Genomic DNA, 25696 nt, shown 5'->3' with positions numbered 1-25696 from the left:
ACGAAAACTAACACTGCAACGGGTGATCAGCTCTTCACAACATCATCAACCATGGCCGAGGAGCCAATGTAAATCGGCGAGCGCTGGTGAAATGACGTGGGTATAATGTCGAGGATGCGACCAAAACCATCGGTTGCTTTTCCTCCCGACTTTTCTGCGATAAATGCCAACGGGTAACATTCATATAGCAGGCGCAGCTTGCCTTTCGGATCTTTTTTCGTGGAAGGATAAAGGTAAATGCCGCCTTTCAGCAGATTTCGGTGAAAATCCCCCACCAGTGAACCAATGTACCTGCCGCTGTAATTTTTTGTTTTGCAATGATTGATATAATTCTGAACAAATGCCGGATAGGTGTTGTAATGCCCTTCATTCACAGAGTAAATGCTTCCATGCTTGGGCGAACGGATGTTTTTATGTGACAAAATAAATTCACCCAATGAATGATCGTAAGTAAACCCATTCACTCCATCACCGGTCGAGTAAACCAGCATGGTGGACGAGCCGTACAAAATATAACCTGCCGCGATCTGCTTGCTGCCGCCTTGGAGAAAATCCTCAATAGACGCCGGCCCGTTGATCGGCGTTACCCGGCGGTAGATCGAAAAAATGGTCCCGATCGAAACATTCACGTCAATATTGGACGAACCATCCAGCGGGTCCATGGCTACTACATACTTCCCGTGGTTATTACCGGTGTGAATAATGTCCTCGTCCTCTTCCGAGAGAATGGCGCAAACCTCACCACCATTTTTCAAAGCCCTGATAAAGCGAATGTTAGCTACAATGTCTAGCTTTTGCTGGTTTTCTCCCTGCACATTCTCGGTACCGTTTCCACCGGCCACATCCACCAATCCGGCGCGGTTAATTTCTCTGTTAATGATCTTTCCCGCGAGGGCAATGTCGCGCAAAAGTTGGGACAATTCACCTGTCGCGTAGGGAAATGCACTTTGGCTATGCATAATGAAGCGATCTAATGTAACACCGACCGGTAGCGCGAGTTCTTGTGCAGTTTTTGTAGCCATGACCATTGAGATTGTGATAAGTCGGGGAAATTTACGCCTTCATTTTTCATATTTCCAAACAGTTTCAGCTAATAAAATTTTTTAATAATTAATATAATTTTAGCTCAATAAAATAATCAATTAATCCTAAGGGTGAATAAGTTAAGAGGTCGTCGTGTTGCACTTTTTAAATGTCTGGCTGACATGAAATTGTACCTGAAAAACAGAGAGCGCAGGACGTGGGCCCTGCGCTCTCTGGAAATCAAATGAAAGTATATTCTTAGTTCAATCTTGCCAATGCTTCTCTCAATGTTTCCATTTTCGATTCCGCATCCGCCTGTTTTTGTCGTTCTTTTTCAACCACATCGCCTTTGGCATTCTGTACAAAACGCTCGTTGGACAACTTCTTCATCACCGAATCCAGGAAGCCTTGGGTGTATTCCAGTTCCCTTTGAAGGTTTTCCTTTTCACTTTCCACATCCAGCTCGTCGGCCAGGTTTACAAAAAACTCATCCGATTTCACCCTGAATGATGTTCCTTCGGCCTCCTCGGTCACAAACTGAATAGCTTCCACATTAGCCAGCTTGCGGATCAATGGTTCCAGTCCCAGATAACGTTCCTTCGTTTCTGAGCGAATGGCCAGTGGAAGTTCGATTTTGGGGCTGATATTTTTTGCATTGCGCAGATTCCTGATCGATGAAACCAGTTCAAAAAGAATTTCAAAGTCATTCAATAACGATTGCTCTACATCCTTAGCCAGAGGGAAGTTGGCAATGCATATCGAATCATTCTCCTCTCTCTGGATAATGTTCTGCCAGATTTCTTCCGAAATAAAAGGCATAAATGGATGCAAAAGACGCATCAACCGGTCAAAGAAATCCAATGTGGAATCGTAGGTTTCCAAATCAATCGGCTGCTCGAAACCAGGCTTGATCATTTCCAGGTACTGAGCGCAGAAATCGTCCCAGATCAGTTTGTAAACCGAATTCAATGCATCCGAAATACGGAATTTCGTGAAATGATCCTGTACCTCAGTGATCGTTTCGTTCAGCTTGCTTTCAAACCACTGTACTGCCAGTTTGGAACCATCCGGTGCGCCGATTTCACTATCAACGGTCCAGCCTTTCACCAACCTGAATGCGTTCCATATCTTATTTCCAAAATTTCTTCCCTGCTCAATCAGCTTATCGTCGTAAGGAAGGTCATTACCCGCCTGCGAGCTAAAAAGCATCCCCGATCGGATACTATCCGCCCCATACTGATCGATCAGGTCGATCGGATCGGGGGAATTGCCCAGTGACTTGGACATTTTTCTGCCCTGCTTATCACGAACAATACCAGTGAGATATACATTCTTGAAGGGATATTTTCCTCTGTACTCATATCCCGCAATGATCATACGCGCCACCCAGAAAAACAGGATTTCCGGAGCAGTTACCAGATCATTGGTTGGGTAATAATAGTTTACCTCTTCATTATCAGGCTCTTTGATCCCATTAAAAACAGAAATCGGCCACAACCAGGACGAAAACCATGTATCCAGTACATCGGGGTCCTGAGTAATGTCTTCCTCTGTCAATGCAAACAGCTGGTACTCGTGCTGCGCTTTACGCAACGCCTCCCGTTTCGATTTCGCAATGATAATGGTCCCGTCATTAAGGTAATACGCTGGAATCCGGTGGCCCCACCAAAGCTGGCGGCTAATGTTCCAGTCGCGGACATTCTCCATCCAGTGACGATAAGTATTTTTGAATTTTGGCGGTATCAGCTGAACAGTATCGTTCATCACATTCTCAAATGCAGGCTTGCTGATCTTCTCCATTTTCAGGAACCATTGCTCCGAAATCCTTGGTTCGATCACCGCATTGCTACGCTCGGAATGACCTACATTGGACTTATATTCTTCTGTTTTAACCAGGTTACCCGATTCTTCCAGCAGCTTGATGATTTTCTTGCGGGCAATAAAACGATCTTCACCTACCAGAATCTGCGCCTTTTCATTCAATGTACCGTCTTCATTCAGCAGATCAATCACGGGCAGATCGTGTCTTTTACCCAACACATAATCGTTCGCATCATGCGCCGGCGTAACTTTCAGACAGCCCGTTCCGAACTCCATTTCCACATATTCGTCCGCAATGATCGGGATCGCGCGGTTGATCAACGGAATAGAAACTTGCTTGCCGATTAAATGCTTATAGCGCTCGTCATGCGGGTTCACACAAATGGCCACATCGGCCATGATCGTCTCAGGACGCGTGGTGGCAATGATGACCGCTTCGTCGGTAAGTGCTTCTCCTATTTCGTCTACGAGCGGATATTTAAGGTAAACCAATTTCTGGTTCACCTCTTTCATGATCACTTCTTCGTCCGAAACGGTTGTACGCGCCTGCGGGTCCCAGTTCACCATGCGGTGACCTCGGTATATTTCCCCTTTATTATATAGGTCAATAAAAACGTCGATAACGGAATCGTAAAGGTCCGGTTCCATCGTAAAGCGCGTACGGTCCCAGTCGCAGGAAGCGCCCAGCTTGCGAAGTTGTTTCAGGATAATACCGCCGTATTTGTGCGTCCATTCCCAGCAATATTCAAGGAATTCGTCACGGGTAAGGTCGCGTTTGTTGATACCCCGCTCTTTCAACATTGCTACTACTTTCGCTTCTGTGGCAATGGATGCGTGGTCGGTACCTGGCACCCAGCAAGCTTCCTTGCCTTCCATGCGGGCTTTCCGGATCAGGATATCCTGAATCGTATTGTTAAGCATATGCCCCATGTGCAGCACGCCCGTGACGTTCGGTGGCGGGATCACAATGGTATAGGGTTCTTTGTCAGGATTAGGTTTGGATTGAAAAAATTTGTTTTCGATCCAGTAGGAATACCATTTATCCTCTATCTCCTGGGGGGCATAAGTTTTGGAAATCATTTTGCAGTCAGAAATTTACCGTAACAGGCAGTAGGCCATCTTAAAAAGACGGCAAGTTAGGATTTGCAGACGAAATTTCTAAACTATTGTTTCCTCTTTGCGGATAGGCAGCCAAACTGTAAATGTACTTCCTTCGCCCGGCTTACTGTGAACGCGGACGGTTCCTTCATGTGCTTCCACCATCTTTTTGACATAGCTCAGCCCGAGGCCAAAACCTTTCACGTCATGCACATTGCCGGTAGGTACTCGGTAAAATGTATCGAAAATGCGCTGTTGCTGCTCTCTGCTCATTCCGATACCCTGGTCCGCGATCGAAATGGCTATGCCGTCATTTTCGTTCCAGGTCTTAATGTTAATGTGCAGTTTTTCAGGTGAGTATTTAATGGCGTTGTCAATGAGGTTGTTCAATATATTGGAAACGTGTACCTCGTCGGCAGCAACGATTTCGTTCACCGCTTCAAATTCCATATCTACCTCACCTTCCTGCTGTTCGATCTGCACACTCTGGCCATTTAATGCTTTCCCGATCAGATCATGGATATTGGCGTCACTGATCTTCAATTTCACATGACCTTTGTCCAAAAGTGCCATCTGCAGTACCTTTTCAACATGTGTTCCGAGACGCTTATTTTCTTCCCGGATAATGCCCAGGTACCGGTGAAGCCGTGATCCCGGGCTTACCTGAGATAACATAGCCGAATTCTCCTGCGCCATTTCCGCTGCCAGTGCAATGGTCGAAATGGGTGTTTTGAATTCGTGCGTCATATTGTTGATAAAATCATTTTTAATGTCTGACAGTTTTTTCTGGCGCAAAATGGTAGTGACAGCCATGTAAAAGCAAGCCATGATTACAATGATCAGGATACCCGAGCCGCCGAACATCACACCCATATTGCTCAAAATATACCGTTTTTGGTCAGGGAAATAGACATACAATGCATTTTGGCTGCTCAATGTTTCATTCGGGAATAATGATGCCTTGTACGACCTTGCTTCCCAATCTCTGGGTTTCAGGCTGGCTGTCGAAAAAATCAGACTATCGGCAGACTGTCCGCGAACTGCAAACTCATAGGGTAGCGTAATACCATTCTGTATCAACTCCTTTTTTAGCAAAGTATCCAGCAGAAAACGGTTAACCCGCTGCTCAATGGGTCTTTTGGTATAAATAAAATCTTTCATGACCTCTTTCAGAAGGTCGGCACGGTCAGGGTCGCCGGAGCTGATCAAAGCCCGAGCCTTTTTGCGGCCATTTTTTGCATCCGGCATTGCGACCTTACGATTTGCAAAATTCCGTGACGAAGAATCCCGCATCACTCCATTCGTCCCATTCCTTTTGTTTTCGGCTTCGGCTACTCCACGAAATGCATTCCCCAGCCGCCTTTCATCGTCCAGCCGTCTCCGCATAAACTCGTCGATGCCGGCCAAACCATATTGCTGCGCCTGAAAAAATTCTTCGATGATACGTTGCTGATGATCCACCATAACCCGGAAATTAGGGCTGAGCACGTCGGTAGGCACGGCTTCGGTAATGATCTGGTAATGGATTTCTTCCCCGTTTGGCCCGATCGCAATTTCCATTTTGGGCTGTGAATGTACATTGGCTTCTCGAACAGCCTCAGGCTTTCTGGGCGCGGTACGTTTCACGGGCATATTACTGAGCTGCGTAATGCGGTCCAGTTTGCTCTTCTGTTGTTCTGTTTCAATTCTTCTTTGCAGCAGGTACATCATTTCCTGCTTTTCAAGGCGATGTACCACTTCCTGTACCGACTCGGAGACTTTTTGATTGAACTGATCATTGCGGATAGCAATCGCCTCCCTGATCCAGTACCATTGAAATCCAATGAGCCCTATCAATGCAAGGCACATCAGACCGACTATAATTTGAATTTTCCTCTTTGTCATAAATTTTCATTTCTCCGGTGCAACGCCACTATCCATTTCACCGACATTCTTGCTGATAACAAATTTAACGCATACGGCCCGGCAGATTATGTTTTTAACATTATTTAACAACGGCAGGAAAACGATAATAATATTTTTGTAATCCATTCATACACATAACCCAAAGTCCATATGAAAGCTCTTGATTTTTACAAGCCGGCCTTGTTTGCAATGCTACTTTCAGCGTCGGTACTGCCCAATTTAGCGACTGCGCAATCAAATAAAAAGCCAAAATCTGAGGGGAAAGAACAAAAAGCCAGCATTCGGATCAAAGTGATGGAGGATGAAGATGGCAAAACCAAAAACATCGAAAAAAGCTATCAGGTAGGCGCTATGTCGGACGACGAACGTGACAAGTTTGTGGAGAAGGTACTCGATTCATTAGGCGTGGACAAGAAGAAAAAACAGATGATTTCGATCACGGTCGACGATGGAGATGAAGATATCATTGCCAAAAAACGTAGAAAAGTCATCATTGACCATCGCGACAATGACGATGCACTGGCGTATCACTGGAAAAATGATATTTCAGCGGACTGGGACGTTAATACCGAAAAATTCCGCCGGAACATGAAGGACTTTGAAAGGGAATTTAAGCCAAAAGCCAAAATATTCATGCATGACATGGAAAAATTCGGTGACCACATGGGTGAGTTCTGGGACAAAGAAGTGATGAAACCGGCCAATGTGCGCTCATTGAATGTGTATTCCAATAACCCCGACAATGGAATGCTCAACCTTAGATTCAGCGTTCCTGACAAAGGCGATGTGACGATAACAGTGACCGACATTAAAGGCAAAGAGGTTGGGAAAAAGGAAATTAAAGATTTTGAAGGAGAATTTGTGGGGCAGATAGAATTGAAGAAAAACACAAAAGGGACCTTGTTTGTAACCGTTGTACAAAATGAGGACGGGACTGTGAAACGGGTGGTTGTACCCTGATTTTAAACAAGCCCTTTTGCCCAATCCCCTTGATTAGAAATAATGAAGGGGATTTTTTTATTGTAAAAAATATAGCACAATGACGCTGGCATTTAGTAAGAATTGTAAATTTGCCGAAATTCACCTATCTACTGCGACATCAATTTTCAATGCAACTATGCTGAATCTTATACTGTTTGGCCCTCCTGGTGCAGGGAAAGGCACCCAAAGTGAAAAAATTATTGCCCAATACAAACTCATTCACCTCTCGACCGGTGACCTGTTGCGCTCCGAAATTCAGGCAGGATCCGAACTGGGAATGAAGGCCAAAACATTGATGGATCAGGGAATATTAGTACCTGATGAAGTAGTGATTGGAATGATTGATAACAAGCTGAAAGACCACAGGGACGCTCCTGGCTTTATTTTCGATGGTTTTCCGCGTACAGTAAAACAGGCCGAAGCTTTGGACAACCTGCTTGCCAGCTACAATGAAAGTATTTCTGTGATGGTCGCCCTGGTAGTAGATGATCAGGAATTGCTGACCCGTTTGCTAAACAGAGGAAAAACTTCCGGACGTCCTGACGATCAGAATGAAGAACTGATCAGCAAGCGCATTCAAGAGTACAATAGCAAAACAAAACCGGTTGCAGACTACTACCAGGAACAGGATAAGTTTGTCGCAATAAACGGTATCGGGGAAATTGATTTTATCTTTGGAGAAATTACCAAAGCAATTTCCAAATAACCGTTGCCTTAAATCATATATACACTATACAGCACATGGCCTCCTCTAACTTTATTGATTACGTTAAAATTAATGTTCGTTCCGGCGCTGGCGGAGCGGGTTCCCTGCATTTCAGGCGTGAAAAACACGTTGAAAAAGGTGGCCCTGACGGTGGCGACGGTGGACGTGGAGGGCATGTGATCCTGAAAGGAAATTCGCAACTCTGGACGCTTCTTCACTTAAAATACACCAAGCACCTCAAAGCTTTTGACGGTAAGGGTGGAGAAGGAGGAAGAAGGTCTGGTGCTATTGGTAAAGACATTATCGTTGAAGTTCCGCTTGGAACTATTGCCAAAAATGCCGAAACCGGCGAGCAGCTTTTCGAGATTACCGAGGACGGCCAGGAGCTGATCCTTTTGCGTGGCGGACGTGGGGGAATGGGTAACGACCATTTCAAATCGGCTACCAACCAGACTCCCCAGCATGCTCAAACGGGTGAAGCTGGCTTGGAAGCTTGGGTTATCCTCGAACTGAAAGTGCTTGCTGATGTAGGGCTAGTTGGATTTCCGAATGCCGGGAAATCCACTCTTTTGTCGGTCGTGTCTGCCGCAAGACCCGAAATCGCCGATTATCCGTTTACCACCCTGGTCCCCAACCTTGGTGTAGTGTCCTATCGTGACTACAAATCATTTGTTATGGCCGATATCCCTGGAATTATTGAAGGGGCATCACAAGGAAAGGGCCTCGGCCTTCGTTTCTTGAGGCATATCGAACGAAATTCAATATTGCTTTTTATGGTACCTGCTGATAGTGAAGACATCAATGCTGAGTATCAGACACTTGTAGAAGAACTACGTATTTACAATCCCTCCCTCCTCGATAAAAGCCGCATTCTGGCAATTTCCAAAATTGATGTTCTTTCAGAAGAACAACGCGTTAGCTTACAAAAAACCTTACCCCAAAATATTCCAAGTCTTTTATTTTCAGCAATATCACAAGAAGGCATTGAACAATTGAAAGATGCAGTATGGCAACTGATTAATTCGCCGTTTTCCGTAAAATAAAAATTTCTTGAAAGAGGCAACCTTTTGATGCATCTTGTGTGTCCCAGGAGTTACTTTAATGAATTTTCAGTTACTATGAAACACTATCTACCATACTTGTTTTGGGTAGGATTGAGCGTTATTTCAATAAAATCATTCGGCCAGATCAGCATTGATTACCCTACTGATCGCGCTGTCTTTCAACGTGATAGAAACAATTCCGCTACAATATATATATCTGGCAGTTACAGCAAGGTCACCGACCGCATTGAGGCGAAATTAAACCCCATGAATGGCGGTGAGCCCATTGACTGGAGAGTCATTCAGGACAATCCTCAAGGTGGTTTTTTCTCCGGTAGTCTTAATGATGCCAAAGGCGGATGGTATAATCTGGAAGTCAGGGCCATACGCGGTGATCAGGTTATTGATTCCTATCAGGTACCTCATGTCGGTGTAGGAGAGGTTTTTATGATTGCTGGGCAATCCAATGGTCAGGGCTTTCCAGCAGAACCCAAATTTGGCCAACAGGGTGCTCAGGATGACCGGGTTAACAGTGTTAATCATAACAAGACTGAGGTTCCGCAGCTTTATCAAGACCTTCCAAGTAATCCACAATTTACTCATTTGAATGCCGATTCTCATATTTCTCCTAGGGGATATTCTGCATGGGCCTGGGGCAAATTGGGGGATAAATTAGTCGAAAAGCTCAATGTACCCGTTTTGTTCTATAATGTTGCCTGGTATGGCACCTCTGTTATGGCATGGCGCGAAAGCATAAATGGGACCGGCAAGTCGGTGTATACCGGAGTTCCGATAGAGCCAAGCGGAATGCCTTACGGCAACATGCGAGATGTCATCCAACGCTACACTCCGATTACCGGTTTGAGGGGTATCCTATGGATCCAGGGCGAGGCTGACAATGACTTCAATACAGGAGGTGATCGTTATTTCAATGATTTGAAAACAGTTATTGAAACCAGCAGAAACGACGCTGGCAAAAACATACCCTGGATGGTATCTATCACTTCTTATAACAATAGGAACGGAACTGATAAGCAGATTACTGACGCGCAACAACGGGTAATCAATGAGGTTTTTAATGTATTTCAAGGACCTCTCACGGACTTGATTCAGATCCCGAGACAGGACGAAGACGGTGTCCACTTTAAGAATGAGGGTCTAACCCAACTCGGAGAAGCATGGAGCCAACAACTCAATGACAACTTTTTTGCTAACTCAGATCCACTTCAAGCAGTAAGCCCTTTAAGAATCTCCGCATCCTGTGCGGGAAATGGCAATCTGAACCTGACCGTCACTAATGATGGAATGTCATCATTTAATTGGAATAATGGACAAAACTCAAATAGTATCCAGGTTGGAAACGGTACCTACCGCGTTTCTGCTCGTGACGGGAGAGGTAATGTTATATTTTCCCCTGAAATACGGATCAATGGCCAAATCCAGCCAAACCAACCTACGATCAGAATCGATGGCAGCAACCCGGTATGTCTTGGTAACACTGCTACCTTAGTTTCAAGCACTTCTGAAAATGTAAGGTGGAACACTGGCTCCACCAGCGATCACCTTCCTGTCACTGCGGGTGGTGAATATTTCGTTACTACAAGAAATGCCTATGGCTGTGAGTCTACTTCCGAAAAAGTAGTCATGAGGGTCGTAACTTCACCATTGCCAGCTACACCGAAAGTAACTGCATCGGGCGTACTTGAATTTTGTGACGGTGGAGAGGTAAAACTAACATCTGATTCAAAGGAAAAAAATGTCTGGTCAAATGGTGAGGGAACCCCGACTATCACAGTAAGAAGTTCTGGTGACTTCCGTGTAAGAGCCCTCGATAACGAAGGTTGCTACTCCCCTGAATCGGATGTTGTAAAAGTAAAAGTGAATGCACTGCCTCAGAAACCGGTTATCGGACTGAGCGGCTCGACCGAATTCTGCGACGGAGGAAGTGTAACATTGACTTCGAACTACGAAACAGGCAACATTTGGAGCAATGCAGCTACTACCAAAGCGATCTCGATTGCAGCAACCGGGCAGTTCAGCCTGATGCAGCGTGATGGCAACGGTTGCGAGTCCACATCCGACGTGGTGAATGTGAAAGTAAACCCGCTACCCGCTACGCCGACCATTACCTCATTGCGGCCAACCACGTTTTGTTTGCGTGATTATACCACGTTACAAAGCAGTGAAGCATTTTCTTATGTGTGGAGCAATGGCGAAACGAGCAGGGAAATTGAAATTCGCAGTTCGGGAAATTTTACCATCGCATCGAAAGACGAAAAGGGCTGTGTTTCTCCTGTTTCACCGGTAGTTCAGGTCGTGGCAAATCCGCTTCCCGTGAAGCCAACAATTACGGCTGACGGACCACTGGTTTTCTGTGCGGATCTGAGTGTTAACCTCAGTTCGAGTGAGGCTGTTGGATTTTTGTGGAGCAACGGCGCTGCTTCGCAAACTTTAAAAGTTACTACTGCCGGCACCTATTCTGTTCAGACTATCAACGAATTTCAATGCTACTCTGACCCGAGTAACCAAATCACTACTCAGACATTAGCGTTACCTCCCTCGCCTATCATTCAGGCATCGAGTGCTACTACTTTTTGTGACGGAGATACAGTGATACTGAAAGCTACAAGAGGAAACGATTTTTATTGGAACGAAGGTACAGCAAGTGACATGCTTAGCGTATTTGCCTCTGGGACTTATTCCGCCAGGGCAAAAGACGAAAAGGGATGCTACTCACCATACTCCGCAGAGATTCCGGTAGATGTGAAACCTTCTCCTTCCGCTCCGACCATCAGGCAGATCGGTACTTTTACTTTGCTGGCCGAAAATAACCTCAATGCCGGTAATCATGTCTGGAAACTGAATAATGTCCAACTAGTCGACACAACGGCCACTCTTAAAGCAATACGCTCAGGCTCCTACGTCGTAAATAATACCATTGTATACAGTCCGACGCTTACTTGCTATTCCGATTTTTCACAACCATTCACATTCTATATTGACACTGACAACCCAGGCTTTGTAGCCTATCCTAACCCGGTAGCGACGGGCCGGGTAACCGTCGAAACTTTGCAAAACCTTACTAACGCGCAAGTACAGATCATCGACAGCCGCGGCGTCATTCATAAGACTTTCACAGTCAAAAAGTTTGATCGACAGCACTTCTTCAGTTTGTCCGGACTTTCGAGCGGTATATACGTTATTCGTGTCTCGTCCCCATCATTCAGTGCCACTCAGAAGCTCATAATTGTTCAGTAAATGGACGAGAGCGGCTGTGTCTAATCAAAAAAACGGAATAGTGATATTTTAGCAAAAATATTCATTTACATTTGTGACCGTTTTGTAATGAATACTTTAACAAAACCCAAACCGACGTTACACATACAAAAACTTTACCCTGTATCAGTTTACAAATGCGTTATAGAATTATTCTTCCGGTAGTGGCAAAGGCATTGCTGTTGGTTTGTGCCATCTCATCAACGGTATTTTCTCAAATTAAAATTACTTCTCCTACTTTCCAGGCTGTTTATCAACAAGATCTTACAGGCCAGAGAGAAATTACCGTCTCCGGTACTTTTACAGTTCCAATGGACAAAGTAGAAATTCGGGCTGTGCCGGTAGCCCAAGGTCAGGGCTTTGAGCTGCCATGGCAGGATTTGCAGGTTGCACCGAAAGGAGGCGTTTTTGCAGGTAATATTAAGCTTTTGGGAGGATGGTATACATTGGAAGTGAGAGCGGTTTCTGACGGTAAAATTGTAGGAAGAGATGTTCTCGCCAGAATGGGCGTGGGAGAGGTTTTTATCATTGCCGGACAATCCAATGCGCAGGGACTTAAGAAATATCCGGGGCCTGGCGCCAATGACGACAGGGTCATTTATATTTCAAACTATGAAAATGACGAGCTCGGTCAATATAACGACTTATTAACAGACCCGGTCCCACCTGTTTTTTCGAAAATTACCGACGGATTGAAAACAATGTCGCCCCGGGGTCAAACTCCCTGGTGCTGGGGGCTTTTGGGAGATATGCTAGTCGCCAAACTAAACGTTCCCGTAGTATTTATCAATGTTGCATGGGAAGGGACAGCAATTGAAAACTGGTCTTACAGCGCACAGGGCAAAACTACCAAGAACAAATACGGAGGCTTCACGTATGTGCCTCAGATGCCCTATGCCAATCTTCGTATAGCAGCTCGAAACTATGGAAATCAGTATGGGTTAAGAGCCATTTTGTGGATGCAAGGTGAAGCAGATTCAAGGTTTAATACCCCTGCTGCTTTTTACCGTGACCAGCTTCAGTTAATCATTAATAAGTTATCGACTGAAACCAACAAGAGAATTACCTGGGTGATCGCCCGTACCAGCAGAACATCGCCTGATACAATACAACCAGCCAGAGTAAACCCGGAAATCATTGCAGCCCAAAATGCTGTTTTGGATACAAAGTTCAATCCGACCTATCCTGGTCCCGAAACCGATCCGCTTGACCCATTAAGACCAGTAGATAAAACTCACTTCATTGGTTTACAAGCATTAACTATACTAGCTAATGCTTGGAATGAAAGCCTTGATGCCAATTTCTTCTCTACCGTACCTCCGGCCGGCCCAGCACCAATTCCTACTATCACAGCGGCGTGTGTAACCGAAAATAATGCAGTTTCCATAACACTTCCAGCAGGCTATGCGTCCTACGAATGGAGCACAGGAGAAAGAACCAATACCATAAAGGTTTCAGGAGCCGGCACATATCGCGCAACGGTTCGCGATGACGTAGGCAACTCTATCCTTACATCAGTAGTCGTACTCGACAACGGTGCGAAACCTGTTCAGCCTAGTATTTTACAGCAGGGACAGCAACAGGCTTGCGCGGATTCGTCATTTCAGTTTGCAGTAGCGGAAGGCAGTGACATTTACACCTGGTACAAAGAAGGCAGTACTACTGCCCTTGCAACCGGCGCAACAGCTAAAATCAGCCAAACTGGCAACTATTTCGTAAAAGCTCAGAATATTTTTGGTTGTGTATCCGAGAATTCACCCGTATCCTCTTTGGTGATTCGGCCTAAAATCTCGAAACCAGTTATCGCAGCTTCCGGGCCTTTCAGCATTACTGCCAGCATCACAGAACCAGGCCTTAACGAGCAGTTTTTGTGGAGAAGACCCGGATCTGAAACTGATACGACCGCAGCGATCATCAAGATTTTAAAGACAGGTACTTATTCAACAAAAGCAAAAGTTGTGTTCACCATAGGCGACAATGCTCTTACCTGTTACTCCGATACTGCCGCCCACGATTTCAAAACAAACGAACAGAATGAGGTAGTGATCTATCCAAATCCAAGCCAGGGAAGCTTTGTTTACATTGAATCAAGAGACAATATTCAGGATGCAGTAGTGACACTTTTCGATATTTTCGGAAGAGTGATCAAAACTACAACCCCCCGGTTGTTGAACAGCCGTTTACAAATTGAGGTAGGCCACCTGCCGACGGGCAAATATATCCTCCGAGTAACCGGTCAGGGGCAGAGCCTTACCAAGCAAATTGTAATCAGATAAACATTCCATCTTGGTTTTTTACTAAATAGGCCCCGGACACCCGGGGCTTATTTAGTATGATACTAATTAGGCAAAAGAAAAAGTAAAGAATTTGATTGATAAATTTGCAAAGGCTAATTTTGAGAAACGGGAAGAAAGTAACCGTTTACAACTATTGAAAGCAGACCTAGCAGATTATAATTGGATCATATATCAATGAAAAACACTTATTTCCCTTCCGATTATCTACCCATTTTAGTCCAATTCTTACTGGCTGCGGGATTCATTGGCGGAACCATGATCGTAACACACCTCATTGGTCCCAGCCGTAAAAGCAAACTGAAAGATGATCCGTTCGAATGCGGTATCGAATCAGTAGGTGATGCCCGGACACCGATATCAGTAAAATACTTTTTGGTTGCAATCCTTTTTGTCCTTTTTGATGTCGAGGTGATATTTATGTATCCATGGGCTGTTAATTTTAAGGACCTAGGAATGTTTGGTTTCGTTGAAATGTTATTGTTTATGGCTTTGCTGCTTTCTGGTTTCTACTACGTAATCCGCAAGGGTGTACTAAACTGGGAAGAGTAAGCTTCAAACATTGAAATACGGAGAAATTATGAAAGAAGTAACGATAGTGGAGGCTCCGCAAGGACATAGCGGATCTGGTTTTTTTGCAACTTCATTTGATGAAGCGATCGGTCTGGCCCGCAGTTATTCGCTGTGGCCTTTGCCTTTTGCCACTTCCTGCTGTGGAATCGAATTCATGGCTACTATGGGAGCACATTACGATATATCACGTTTCGGTTCTGAAAGACCAAGCTTTTCCCCACGCCAGGCTGACTTGTTGATGGTAATGGGAACGATAGCGAAGAAAATGGCGCCTGTTGTGAAGCAAGTGTACCTTCAAATGGCTGAACCCCGCTGGGTAATGGCTGTTGGTGCTTGCGCATCCAGCGGCGGGATCTTCGATACTTACAGCGTTTTGCAGGGTATCGACAGAATTATACCTGTGGATGTATACGTACCCGGCTGCCCGCCCAGGCCTGAGCAGATCATTGACGGTTTGATGCAGATACAATATCTCGCTCAAAATGAGAAACTTCGCCGCCGGAACACCGACGAATATCAGGAATTATTAGCATCATATAATATTCAATAACCCCCTATGCTAAGTAACCAGGAGGTAGCCGAAGCGCTTTTGGAAAAATTTGGTGATCAGGTTTTTGACTTTGAAGAACCATACGGACTTCTGACATTGTCGACAACCCGTGAAGAGATCCTTCCGATTCTTGAATATTTGCGCGATCACAAAACTTATCAGGTCATTTTTTTGACAGACCTGACAGGCGTGCAGTATCCCGATAATACCGGCAAAGAGTTCATGGTAGTTTATCACATGCACAGCTTCGTGCATAATTTCCGCATCAGGATTAAAGTATCCATTTCTGAGGCTGACATTCACATTCCGACTGCGACGGGTTTATTTGCTTGCGCCAACTGGATGGAAAGAGAAACATACGACTTTTTTGGTATCTTGTTTGACGGACATCCGAACCTGACACGTATCCTCAACATTGAAGAAATGGATTATTTCCCGATGAGAAAAGAGTATCCGCTCGAAGATGCTACCCGCGAAGATAAAATAGATGCCCTTTTTGGCCGATGACCCTATACTGAGTAAGATATGGCAGATATTGAATTATTACCGCATAACGTTCCTTCTAAAACCGAGTTGCCTGAACTGGTTGAAGAACTGACCACCCTCAACCTCGGCCCGACGCACCCTGCTACCCATGGAATTTTTCAGAATATCCTTAAAATGGATGGAGAGAAGATCGTTTCCGGCGAGCAGACCATTGGATATATACACCGCGCATTTGAAAAAATCGCCGAAAGAAGACCATACTATCAGATCACAACGCTTACCGATCGCATGAACTACTGTTCATCCCCGATTAATAACCTGGGATGGCACATGACAATGGAGAAGTTTCTGGGCGTAGAAGTTCCAAAAAGAGCGCAATATATCCGCGTGATCATGATGGAGCTCGCCAGGATCACAGACCACATTATCTGTAATAGTATTTTGGGTGTGGATACCGGTGCTTTTACCGGGTTTTTGTATGTAATGCAGAAACGTGAAGAGGTCTACGAAATCTACGAAGAAGTGTGCGGTGCGCGTCTTACTACCAATATGGGACGTTTGGGGGGTATGGAGCGGGATCTTTCCAGCACGGCTATCCGCAAGATACACGAATTTATCAAGTCATTCCCTCCGGTATTACGCGAGCTTGAAAAACTTTTAAACCGTAACCGCATCTTTATGGACCGTACGATCAATGTAGGTCCGATATCATTGGAAAGAGCATTGTCTTACGGTTTTACAGGCCCGAACCTTCGCGCGGCAGGACTCGACTACGATGTGCGGGTAATGAATCCTTACTCTTCTTACGAAGACTTCGATTTTACAATTCCAATTGGTCAGAATGGTGATACCTATGACCGCTATATGGTGCGTAACGAGGAAATGTGGCAAAGCCTGAAAATTGTTGAACAAGCAATCAACAATTTACCCGAAGGCCCATACTACGCTGACGCACCCGAATATTATCTTCCTCCGAAAAAAGAGGTTTACAGCAATATGGAGGCGCTAATTTACCATTTCAAAATTGTAATGGGCGAAATAGACGCTCCGGCTGGCGAAGTTTATCATGCAGTGGAAGGAGGAAATGGTGAGCTGGGCTTTTACCTGATCAGCGACGGTGGAAGAGCTCCATATCGTCTCCATTTCCGCAGACCAAGCTTTATTTATTATCAGGCTTACCCTGAAATGTGTAAAGGCAGTACCTTATCTGATGCAATCCTGACGATGAGTAGCCTTAATGTAATTGCAGGAGAGCTGGACGCTTAGAGTTTGTTTAAAGACCCTATTTAGAAATGACCGAAACACCAAATCTCGTTGCGTTCACGCCGGAACGACTTGAGAAAGTAAAAGAAATCATAGCACGTTATCCGGAGGGCCGCCAGAAATCGGCTCTTTTACCTGTTTTGCACGTAGCCCAGGAACAATGGGGCTGGCTAAGCAGCGAAGTAATGGATTATGTAGCGGGCATTTTAAGCATCGAGCCTGTGGAAGTGTATGAAGTAGCTACTTTTTACACGATGTACCATCTCGATCCTGTCGGCAAACATGTGATTGAATATTGCCGTACCGGACCTTGCTGCCTCATGGGTGGTGAAGATGTGTACGGTCACCTTAAAAAGAAATTGGGCATCGACGCCGGTCAGACTACTACTGACGGACTTTTCACATTAAAAGAAGTGGAATGTCTTGCAGCTTGTGGCTGGGGCCCCGTTTTTCAGATTCGTGAGCAATTTTACATGAACCTTACGAATGACAAAGTCGATGAAATCATAGAAGAGTTAAGCAAATAAGCCACTGGCTGAAAATATTATCCTCAAATGGCTAGAAAAATATTAACGGAGCATATTAATGTCCCTGGTATTGAAACCTTCGACGTTTATCGTAAGCAAGGAGGCTATACTGCCGTTGAAAAAGCTATAAAAACCATGACTCCGGAAGCAGTTGTGGAAGAAGCAAAAAAATCAGGTGTGCGCGGACGTGGTGGTGCTGGCTTCCCGATGGGAATGAAATGGGGCTTTCTGGCCAAGCCGGAAGGTGTTCCCCGTTATCTGGTCTGCAATGCGGATGAATCGGAGCCCGGTACATTCAAAGATCATCACCTGATGAAGTCAATTCCTCACTTGCTTATCGAGGGAATGATCATTTCAAGTTTTGCATTAGGTGCCAACAAATCCTTTATATATGTGCGCGGTGAGCTGATGTACGTGATCCGTATATTGGAAAAAGCCATTGAAGAAGCGAAAGCGAAGGGTTTTCTTGGTAAAAATATATTGGGCTCAGGTTACGATCTGGAACTGGTTGTACAACCTGGTGGAGGCGCCTACATATGCGGGGAAGAAACTGCATTACTGGAATCTCTCGAAGGAAAAAGAGGTAACCCGAGAAATAAACCACCATTTCCAGCTGTAAAGGGACTTTACCAAAGTCCTACCGTTGTCAATAACGTGGAGTCAATAGCTAACATGTCCTGGATTATCAACAATGGAGGAGATGCTTATGCAGCCATTGGAATAGGTCGCAGCACAGGCACCAAGCTCATTTCAGCATCAGGCCACATTCAGAAGCCAGGTGTTTATGAAATTGAATTGGGAGTAAGCGTTGAAGAATTTCTTAATTCTGACGAATACTGCGGTGGCATCAGAAAAGGTCATCATTTGAAAGCATTGGTAGCAGGAGGTTCTTCTGTCCCCATCTTGCCGGCGAACCTGATTATGAAAACGGCAGCCGGCGAAGATCGCCTGATGTCTTACGAATCATTGTCGGACGGCGGATTTGCTACGGGTACCATGCTTGGTTCAGGCGGATTTATCGTTTTTGATGAAACAGCATGCATTGTCAGAAACACCTGGAATTTCTCACGTTTTTATCACCACGAATCCTGCGGACAATGCAGTCCTTGCCGCGAAGGAACGGGATGGATGGAGAAAGTTTTGCACCGGATCGAACATGGTCACGGTAGCATGCACGATATTGATCTTTTGGTTGATATTTCCAAAAAAATAGAAGGTAATACTATTTGTCCTTTGGGAGATGCTGCGGCCTGGCCGGTTGCCAGCGCTATTCGCCATTTCCGGGATGAATTTATGTGGCATATCACAAACCCTCAGGAAGCGTCGCAACCGGGAGCGGTATATCAGGGCGAAATGGCGCTGGTATAAGCAAATCAACGAAGAATAATGTACATGATTTGGCATGGAAGAAATTAAACCTCAATTGATAAAAATCACATTCGACGGAATTGAAGTCGAGGTGGAACCTGGTACAACCATTATGCAGGCTGCACGTAAAATTGCAGAAGCTGATGAAAGCCAGGCCGCTCTCGTGCCGCCAGCAATGTGTTTCTATAAACCTCTCTCGGCTTCGGGAGGAAAATGCAGGGCTTGTCTCGTGCGTGTGGCGCAAGGTTCTGCAAAAGATCCGCGACCAATGCCGAAACTCGTTCCGTCCTGTATTACACAGGTTCAGGAAGGAATGGTTGTTGAAAATACGACCAATCAGAATGTACTGGATACCCGTAAAAGCATTGTTGAGTTTTTATTGATCAACCACCCGCTCGACTGCCCTATCTGCGATCAGGCTGGTGAATGTCATTTGCAGGATTTCGCATTTGAGCACGGTTCTGCAAAAACGCGCTACGAGGAAGAAAGAAGGACTTTTGATAAAATTGATATCGGTCCGCACGTACAGCTACACATGACGCGCTGCATTTTGTGCTACCGCTGCGTGTACACTGCCGATCAGATTACTAATAAGCGCGTGCATGGTGTCATGAACCGAGGGGATGCTTCTGAGATCAGTACCTACATTGAAAAAGCGATCGATAATGACTTCTCAGGTAATGTAATTGATGTTTGTCCCGTAGGTGCACTCACAGATAAAACATTCCGTTTCAAAAACCGGGTGTGGTTTACCAAGCCGGAAGATGCTCACCGCGATTGCGATAAATGCTCCGGCAAAGTTACACTTTGGTATCGTGGAGATGAAGTGATCCGCGTTACTGCCCGGAAAAATACCTGGGGCGAGGTGAATGACTTTATCTGCAACACCTGCCGTTTTGATAAAAAGAAAACAAGTGACTGGGTATTGGAAGGACCTTCGAAGGTTAAACGCAGCTCTGTGATTTCGGCTAACAAATACCGTGCTGATCTGGTTAAAAAGCCTGATTTTGCATTGAAGCTGGCTTCTACGCAGTTCAAGCCTATCGACGATTCACGTCCTTATACTACGGACGAAGAAACAATCCGTCATCAGAGTATAGAAAATAATGACAAGGCGAACCATCGTTCGTTACTGGCAAAAAATAATTAATAATTAGTTGATAGAGACTAATTTAACCTTGCTTACAAAATGGATTTAACGGAGTTTCTCACTAAAACTGCAGTCATATTCGCTGTTTTTGCCCTGACATTGGTCATCGCCATGTACTCGACCTGGGCAGAGCGTAAAGTGGCCGGTTTTATTCAGGACCGGATGGGGCCTAACCGGGCTGGCTGGGGCGGACTTTTGCAACCGCTTGCTGATGCTGGTAAAATGTTTTTCAAAGAAGACTTTATCCCCGCGCTGGCAAACAAATGGCTTTTTATTGCAGGTCCAAGTTTGGCAATGCTTACCGCCTTGCTGGCTAGCGCAGTAATTCCGTTTGGAAGTACATTTCGTATCAATGGGCATGAAATTGCGCTGCAAGGCGTCGAATCCAACATTGGTATCTTGTATGTTTTTGGGGTAGTCGCACTGGGAGTTTACGGAATCATGGTTGGAGGCTGGGCTTCCAATAACAAATTTTCGTTGCTTGGTGCGATCCGTGCAGCTTCTCAAAACATCAGTTATGAGGTTGCTATGGGTTTGTCACTTATTGCGATTTTGATGATGAGCAGCTCACTTTCATTGGGTGAGATCGTGTCGCAGCAGCATGGCGGTAACTGGAATATCTTTTATCAGCCACTTGGCTTTATCATTTTCATTACCTGCTCATTTGCTGAATGTAACCGCGTTCCTTTCGATCTTCCCGAATGTGAAACTGAATTGGTAGGAGGTTACCATACCGAATATGGTAGTATGAAGCTGGGTTTTTACCTGTTTGCTGAATATATCAACATGTTCGTTTCTTCCGCGATCATTTCTGTTCTGTATTTCGGTGGATATAATTATCCCGGAATGGATTGGGTTTATAGCCAGCTGACCAGCGCTTTGGGAACTGAAACTGGCCATAACATTGCAACATTGATTGGAACGGCAGTATTTTTTGGTAAAGCCCTGTTCTTTATATTCTTTTATATGTGGGTTCGCTGGACTATCCCTCGTTTCCGTTACGACCAATTGATGAACCTGGGTTGGAAAAAACTGATCCCTCTTGCTATTTTTAATATTATTATCACTGGTGCGGCCGTGCTTTTCTTGAAGCCTGTCATTACTGCGTGGTTGAATTAATTCCAAAATCGTATTGCCATGCAATTGACAAATCGCTCCAAGCAAGTAAGCAATAAAGAAATGACGCTGATGGAACGCGCCTACCTGCCGGCTATTGCAACAGGTTTGGCGATTACGATCAAGCACTTTTTCGCTAAGAAAGTAACCATTGAATACCCGGAAGTTAAAAGATATCTTGGACCGGTATTCAGGGGACGACATATTTTAAAGAGAGACGAAGACGGCCGTGAGCGTTGTACAGCCTGCGGTCTATGCGCGGTAGCATGTCCGGCAGAAGCTATTTCAATGGTAGCAGCTGAACGTGAGAAAGGGGAAGAAACATTGTATCGCGAAGAGAAATACGCGGCTGTTTACGAAGTGAACATGCTGAGGTGTATTTTCTGCGGCTTATGTGAGGAAGCTTGCCCAAAACAAGCTGTTTACCTGCGTCACGACGAGTTTATCCCCGTTTTTACAGAACGTGATCAGGTAATTTGGGGAAAAGATCTTTTGGTGGAGGATATGAACAACCGCTATACCCGCGAAGCCTGGACCAAAGAAGAGGCGCGTGCACTGGACTTGAAAAGGGCTGGTGGAGAAGTTACCAATGTCGTTCCAAGAGCTATTCCCTGAACGGATTAAACCAGACTGTCAGCAGCTATTATATTATGAATTCAACAGTATCATTTTTTTACTTCCTTTCATTTCTGACCATTCTCAGCGCAGTAATGGTAGTGGTTTCGCGTAACCCGATTCACAGCGTTCTGTATCTGATCCTTACATTCTTCACATTGTCAGGACATTATATCTTGCTGAACGCGCAGTTTCTGGCGGCTGTAAACATCATTGTTTATGCCGGGGCGATCATGGTACTCTTTCTGTTTGTGATCATGTTCCTCAATATGAAGCAGGATCACGAGGAATCGAAAACTAATTTGACCAAAGTCGCAGCCACCATTGTTGGTGGTACCGTATTCGTCATCCTTTTCGGGGCTTATCGCAAAAGCGTTATTCCATCTTACAATCCCGACCAGTTTGATTCACAAGTTGGGATGATTGAAAATCTGGGACATTTGCTTTTTCGTGACTACCTGTTGCCCTTCGAGCTGGCTTCTATTTTGCTCTTGGTAGCAATGGTCGGTGCGGTAATGTTGGGAAAAAGAGAGATCGGAGAAAGACATTTCTAAGGTGGACAAAATCAGTCTCTAAGATATTTTACAATAAGAAAGGGGAGAAACTCAACGCGAGCTTCTCCCCTTTCTTATGACATTTGGTCTATCTTAACTCGCTTCTACTTCTGTGTATGCTTCCACAGGAATGCAAGAGCAAATCAGGTTACGGTCTCCGTAAGCACTATCAACACGGCTTACGCTTGGCCAGAACTTGTTGAAACGCAAATGAGGCAGCGGGAATGCAGCTTTCTCACGGCTATACGACCGGCTCCATTCGTCACTCAATAATATCCGTGAAGTATGAGGTGCGTTTTTAAGAACATTGTCTGTACGATCAGCGGTACCTTCTTCTACTTCGCGAATCTCGTTACGGATCGCGATCATCGTATCGCAGAACCTGTCCAGTTCAGCTTTTGATTCCGATTCCGTAGGTTCGATCATTAATGTTCCTGCAACCGGGAATGACAATGTAGGTGCATGGAAACCATAGTCCATCAATCTTTTTGCAAGATCCTCTGCTTCCACACCCGCAGCTTTGAACGAGCGGCAGTCCAGGATCATTTCGTGCGCACAACGCCCGTTTGTACCCGTGTAAAGAACGTCATAATGTCCGCTTAAACGCTCCTTGATATAGTTAGCATTCAAAATAGCGTATTTCGTAGCATTGGTAAGCCCCTCGCCGCCCATCATTGCAATGTATGCGTAAGAGATCGTGAGGATACTCGCGCTGCCGTAAGGAGCTGCTGACACCGCACCAGCTACACCGGCAGGCAAATGTTCAGGCTGCGCATTGAAATTAACGTGTCCTGGCAAGAATGGCATCAAATGTTCTGCCACACCGATAGGTCCTACACCAGGTCCGCCACCTCCGTGAGGGATACAGAATGTTTTATGCAAATTCAAATGGCAAACGTCTGCTCCAATTGTAGCAGGGCTTGTTAACCCTACCTGCGCATTCATATTGGCGCCATCCATATACACCTGGCCGCCGTGAGAATGGATCATTTCACAGATATCAATGATGCTTTCTTCGTATACCCCGTGTGTCGATGGATACGTCACCATCAGGCAAGACAGATCGTTGCTATATTGCTCTGCCTTGGCTTTCAAATCCGCTACATCGATGTTGCCCCTTTCATCCGTTTTCGTAACAACAACCTTCATTCCGGCCATTACGGCGGAAGCAGGGTTTGTTCCATGTGCAGACTGAGGAATCAGCGCGACATTTCTGTGGTGATCGCCGCGGCTTTCGTGGTATGCACGGATCGCCATTAAACCTGCATATTCACCCTGCGCACCAGAGTTGGGCTGGAATGACATTGCAGCAAAACCAGTGATCTCACAAAGCCAAATATTCAATTCGCTAACGAGCTGTGCATAACCGCCAACCTGATTGGTCGGCGCAAATGGATGGATCGCTCCAAATTCCGGCCAGGTAAGCGGGATCATTTCTGCCGTAGCATTCAATTTCATCGTACAGCTACCCAACGAAATCATGGAATGAACCAGTGAAAGGTCCTTATTCTCCAAAGATTTCATGTAACGCAGCATTTCATGTTCTGTATGATGCGTATTAAACACAGGATGTGTCAGGTAGTCAGACTGGCGCGCCAGATTTTCGGGGAATGCGAATTCCAGTTCCTCATCGATCACCATTTCTCCCTGAAACCCGGAAACCTCGGCAAATACATTCAAAATCGCGATTACGTCTTCAAATGTCTTCGCTTCATCGAATGAAACCGTTACGCTTTCTTCTTTATTATATTTCAAATTGATACCCCATTTCACCGACGTCTCTCTCAGTTTCCTGGTCAGATTAGTCTGGATGGTAACAGTATCAAAATAATTTTCAGTGATCACTTCATAGTTGAACTTCCTGATTGTATCAACAAAAAGTCTTGTAAGTCCGTGGACACGTGAAGCAATGGTCTTAATTCCCTCAGGTCCGTGGTAAACAGCATATGCACCTGCGATCACAGCAAGCAATACCTGCGCAGTACAAATATTAGAAGTTGCTTTTTCGCGACGAATGTGCTGCTCACGGGTCTGTAAAGCCATTCTTAAAGCTCTGTTCCCCTCGGCGTCAACAGATACCCCGATGATACGGCCTGGAATATGACGTTTGAAAGCATCTTTTGTTGCAAAAAAGGCTGCATGCGGTCCGCCGTAACCCATTGGCACTCCAAAACGCTGAGAAGATCCCACTACCACATCAGCACCCATTTCTCCTGGTGATTTCAGCAATGCAAGCGCGAGCAGATCCGTGGCAACTGCTACAGAAAGATTCAATTCGTGTGCGGCTGCGATGAAATCGGTATAATCTATTACTTCTCCGTCCGTAGCAGGGTATTGAACCAAAACACCATACAGACTTTCATCTGCAAGATCCACAGTAGCGTGATTGCCAACCACTACATCAATACCGACAGGCTTAGCCCGCGTGTAGATCAGGTCTATCGTTTGTGGGTGGCAGAGTTCTGAGACAAAGAATGTATTTGCTTTTTTTCTCGCTGCCGGACGAAGGCTGTAAAGCATTGTCATCGCCTCAGCCGCCGCAGTTGCTTCATCCAATAAAGAAGCATTCGCGATTTCCATTCCGGTCAAATCAGTAACGACCGTCTGGAAATTGAGTAACATTTCAAGTCTTCCCTGTGCTATTTCCGCCTGGTAAGGCGTATAAGCCGTATACCACGCCGGATTTTCGAGAATATTCCTGAGAATTACATTCGGTGTAATGGTATCGTAGTAGCCTGTTCCTATATAAGATTTAAGAACTGCATTTTTGCTGGCTATCTTTTTAATGCCCTGCAAAAATTCCTGCTCTGATCTCGGTCTTGGTAAATTCAGTGGTTTCGGCAGACGGATCGCTGATGGAAGCGTCTGATCTATTAGTTCGTCAAGTGATGCCGCTCCTATGGTCTCCAACATTTCCTGCAATTCCTGTGCATCCTTACCGTGGTGACGGTTTTCAAATTTATCCTGGTTTCGAAGATTAACTTTCATTCAACTTGGGCTGAGAGTGCCGTTAATAGGTGGTTTTAAAATACAAAAGTAAGCAAATCCAACCAAATCTTTTAGAGAATGATGGCAATGCTTACTCTTGAATATGTACAATATGTTGACGCAGGAAGTTCCTAGTGGTTTGGGCAGCCACAATCCGTTTTTCGCTTGAAGATCCCAAGGAATTTTTTTGATTTAGGCTTTTTGTAACCTTTATATTTCTTTTTCTTACCAAACAACTCCATTTTAGAAGCTGCTGGCTTCGCGCTCAGGGTTTCTACGCCCGATATTCCGCAAACCAGTGCGAATACAAGAAGCCAGGGAGTAATTTTTTTCATCATCTTACGGTTTCAGGTTGCCTA

The 25696-nt window shown here is 45.2% G+C and carries 20 protein-coding genes; 15 read left to right on the top strand and 5 right to left on the bottom strand.

All coding sequences use genetic code 11. The annotated features are described in order from the left end of the window. Positions 1-26 precede the first annotated feature (26 nt). The 3 genes from fbp to ON006_RS26720 all read right to left on the bottom strand — a co-directional run bounded on the left by fbp (position 27) and on the right by ON006_RS26720 (position 5826). Positions 27-1022 carry a class 1 fructose-bisphosphatase gene (gene fbp / locus ON006_RS26730; protein ID WP_244821246.1) on the bottom strand — a complete coding sequence of 332 codons (996 nt, stop codon included), beginning with the start codon at positions 1020-1022 and terminating at the stop codon, positions 27-29. Positions 1023-1281: 259 nt separating this feature from the next. Next, positions 1282-3924: a valine--tRNA ligase gene (locus ON006_RS26725; RefSeq protein WP_244821245.1), complete on the bottom strand. Its 2643-nt coding sequence runs from the start codon at positions 3922-3924 to the stop codon at positions 1282-1284. A 78-nt stretch (positions 3925-4002) separates the two neighbouring features. After that, positions 4003-5826, bottom strand: coding sequence for a sensor histidine kinase (locus ON006_RS26720; RefSeq protein WP_244821244.1), 1824 nt, complete (start codon positions 5824-5826; stop codon positions 4003-4005). A gap of 171 nt (positions 5827-5997) precedes the next feature. On the opposite strand from ON006_RS26720, the gene ON006_RS26715 reads away from it, so the two are divergent. The 15 genes from ON006_RS26715 to ON006_RS26645 all read left to right on the top strand — a co-directional run bounded on the left by ON006_RS26715 (position 5998) and on the right by ON006_RS26645 (position 22349). Then, on the top strand, positions 5998-6807 hold the full coding sequence (locus tag ON006_RS26715) for a T9SS type A sorting domain-containing protein (RefSeq protein WP_244821243.1): 810 nt from the start codon (positions 5998-6000) through the stop codon (positions 6805-6807). A 157-nt stretch (positions 6808-6964) separates the two neighbouring features. Further along, complete coding sequence (locus ON006_RS26710; RefSeq protein WP_244821242.1) at positions 6965-7534, top strand: adenylate kinase; 570 nt, start codon at positions 6965-6967, stop codon at positions 7532-7534. A 35-nt stretch (positions 7535-7569) separates the two neighbouring features. Continuing rightward, a complete protein-coding gene (gene obgE / locus ON006_RS26705; protein WP_244821241.1) occupies positions 7570-8577 on the top strand; it encodes a GTPase ObgE in 1008 nt (335 codons plus the stop codon). A gap of 75 nt (positions 8578-8652) precedes the next feature. Further along, positions 8653-11835 (top strand): T9SS type A sorting domain-containing protein, encoded by a 3183-nt coding sequence (locus ON006_RS26700; RefSeq protein ID WP_244821240.1) that lies wholly within the window; start codon positions 8653-8655, stop codon positions 11833-11835. Between the two features lie 155 nt (positions 11836-11990). Then, on the top strand, positions 11991-14129 hold the full coding sequence (locus tag ON006_RS26695) for a T9SS type A sorting domain-containing protein (protein WP_244821239.1): 2139 nt from the start codon (positions 11991-11993) through the stop codon (positions 14127-14129). A 195-nt stretch (positions 14130-14324) separates the two neighbouring features. After that, the gene (locus tag ON006_RS26690; protein WP_244821238.1) at positions 14325-14699 is read left to right on the top strand and encodes an NADH-quinone oxidoreductase subunit A; all 375 of its coding nucleotides are present in this window, start codon (positions 14325-14327) and stop codon (positions 14697-14699) included. Positions 14700-14727: 28 nt separating this feature from the next. Beyond that, positions 14728-15270, top strand: coding sequence for an NADH-quinone oxidoreductase subunit B (locus ON006_RS26685; protein WP_056279561.1), 543 nt, complete (start codon positions 14728-14730; stop codon positions 15268-15270). Positions 15271-15276: 6 nt separating this feature from the next. Then, entirely contained in the window at positions 15277-15777 is a 501-nt protein-coding gene (locus ON006_RS26680; RefSeq protein ID WP_244821237.1) for an NADH-quinone oxidoreductase subunit C, read from the top strand. A gap of 18 nt (positions 15778-15795) precedes the next feature. Then, positions 15796-17022: an NADH dehydrogenase (quinone) subunit D gene (gene nuoD / locus ON006_RS26675; protein ID WP_244821236.1), complete on the top strand. Its 1227-nt coding sequence runs from the start codon at positions 15796-15798 to the stop codon at positions 17020-17022. A gap of 26 nt (positions 17023-17048) precedes the next feature. Further along, entirely contained in the window at positions 17049-17546 is a 498-nt protein-coding gene (nuoE, locus tag ON006_RS26670; protein WP_244821235.1) for an NADH-quinone oxidoreductase subunit NuoE, read from the top strand. Positions 17547-17573: 27 nt separating this feature from the next. Next, the gene (gene nuoF / locus ON006_RS26665) at positions 17574-18914 is read left to right on the top strand and encodes an NADH-quinone oxidoreductase subunit NuoF (protein WP_244821234.1); all 1341 of its coding nucleotides are present in this window, start codon (positions 17574-17576) and stop codon (positions 18912-18914) included. Positions 18915-18948: 34 nt separating this feature from the next. Further along, on the top strand, positions 18949-20064 hold the full coding sequence (locus ON006_RS26660; protein WP_244821233.1) for an NADH-quinone oxidoreductase subunit G: 1116 nt from the start codon (positions 18949-18951) through the stop codon (positions 20062-20064). Between the two features lie 39 nt (positions 20065-20103). Next, a complete protein-coding gene (gene nuoH, locus ON006_RS26655) occupies positions 20104-21183 on the top strand; it encodes an NADH-quinone oxidoreductase subunit NuoH (RefSeq protein WP_244821232.1) in 1080 nt (359 codons plus the stop codon). Between the two features lie 18 nt (positions 21184-21201). Continuing rightward, on the top strand, positions 21202-21795 hold the full coding sequence (locus ON006_RS26650; protein ID WP_244821231.1) for a NuoI/complex I 23 kDa subunit family protein: 594 nt from the start codon (positions 21202-21204) through the stop codon (positions 21793-21795). A gap of 35 nt (positions 21796-21830) precedes the next feature. Further along, positions 21831-22349, top strand: a complete 519-nt coding sequence (locus ON006_RS26645; protein ID WP_244821230.1) for an NADH-quinone oxidoreductase subunit J family protein — start codon at positions 21831-21833, stop codon at positions 22347-22349. A 93-nt stretch (positions 22350-22442) separates the two neighbouring features. Here the strand turns inward: ON006_RS26645 and gcvP are convergent, their stop codons facing one another. Together gcvP and ON006_RS26635 are read right to left on the bottom strand one after the other, a co-directional pair. Next, complete coding sequence (gcvP, locus tag ON006_RS26640; protein ID WP_244821229.1) at positions 22443-25337, bottom strand: aminomethyl-transferring glycine dehydrogenase; 2895 nt, start codon at positions 25335-25337, stop codon at positions 22443-22445. Between the two features lie 131 nt (positions 25338-25468). After that, entirely contained in the window at positions 25469-25675 is a 207-nt protein-coding gene (locus ON006_RS26635; protein ID WP_244821228.1) for a hypothetical protein, read from the bottom strand. Positions 25676-25696 lie beyond the last annotated feature (21 nt).

Origin of the sequence: Dyadobacter pollutisoli (assembly GCF_026625565.1) — a bacterium.
GTDB lineage: Bacteria > Bacteroidota > Bacteroidia > Cytophagales > Spirosomataceae > Dyadobacter > Dyadobacter pollutisoli.
The sequence above is the reverse complement of the archived record's forward strand: the minus strand, read 5'-3'. Positions and strand labels throughout refer to the sequence as shown.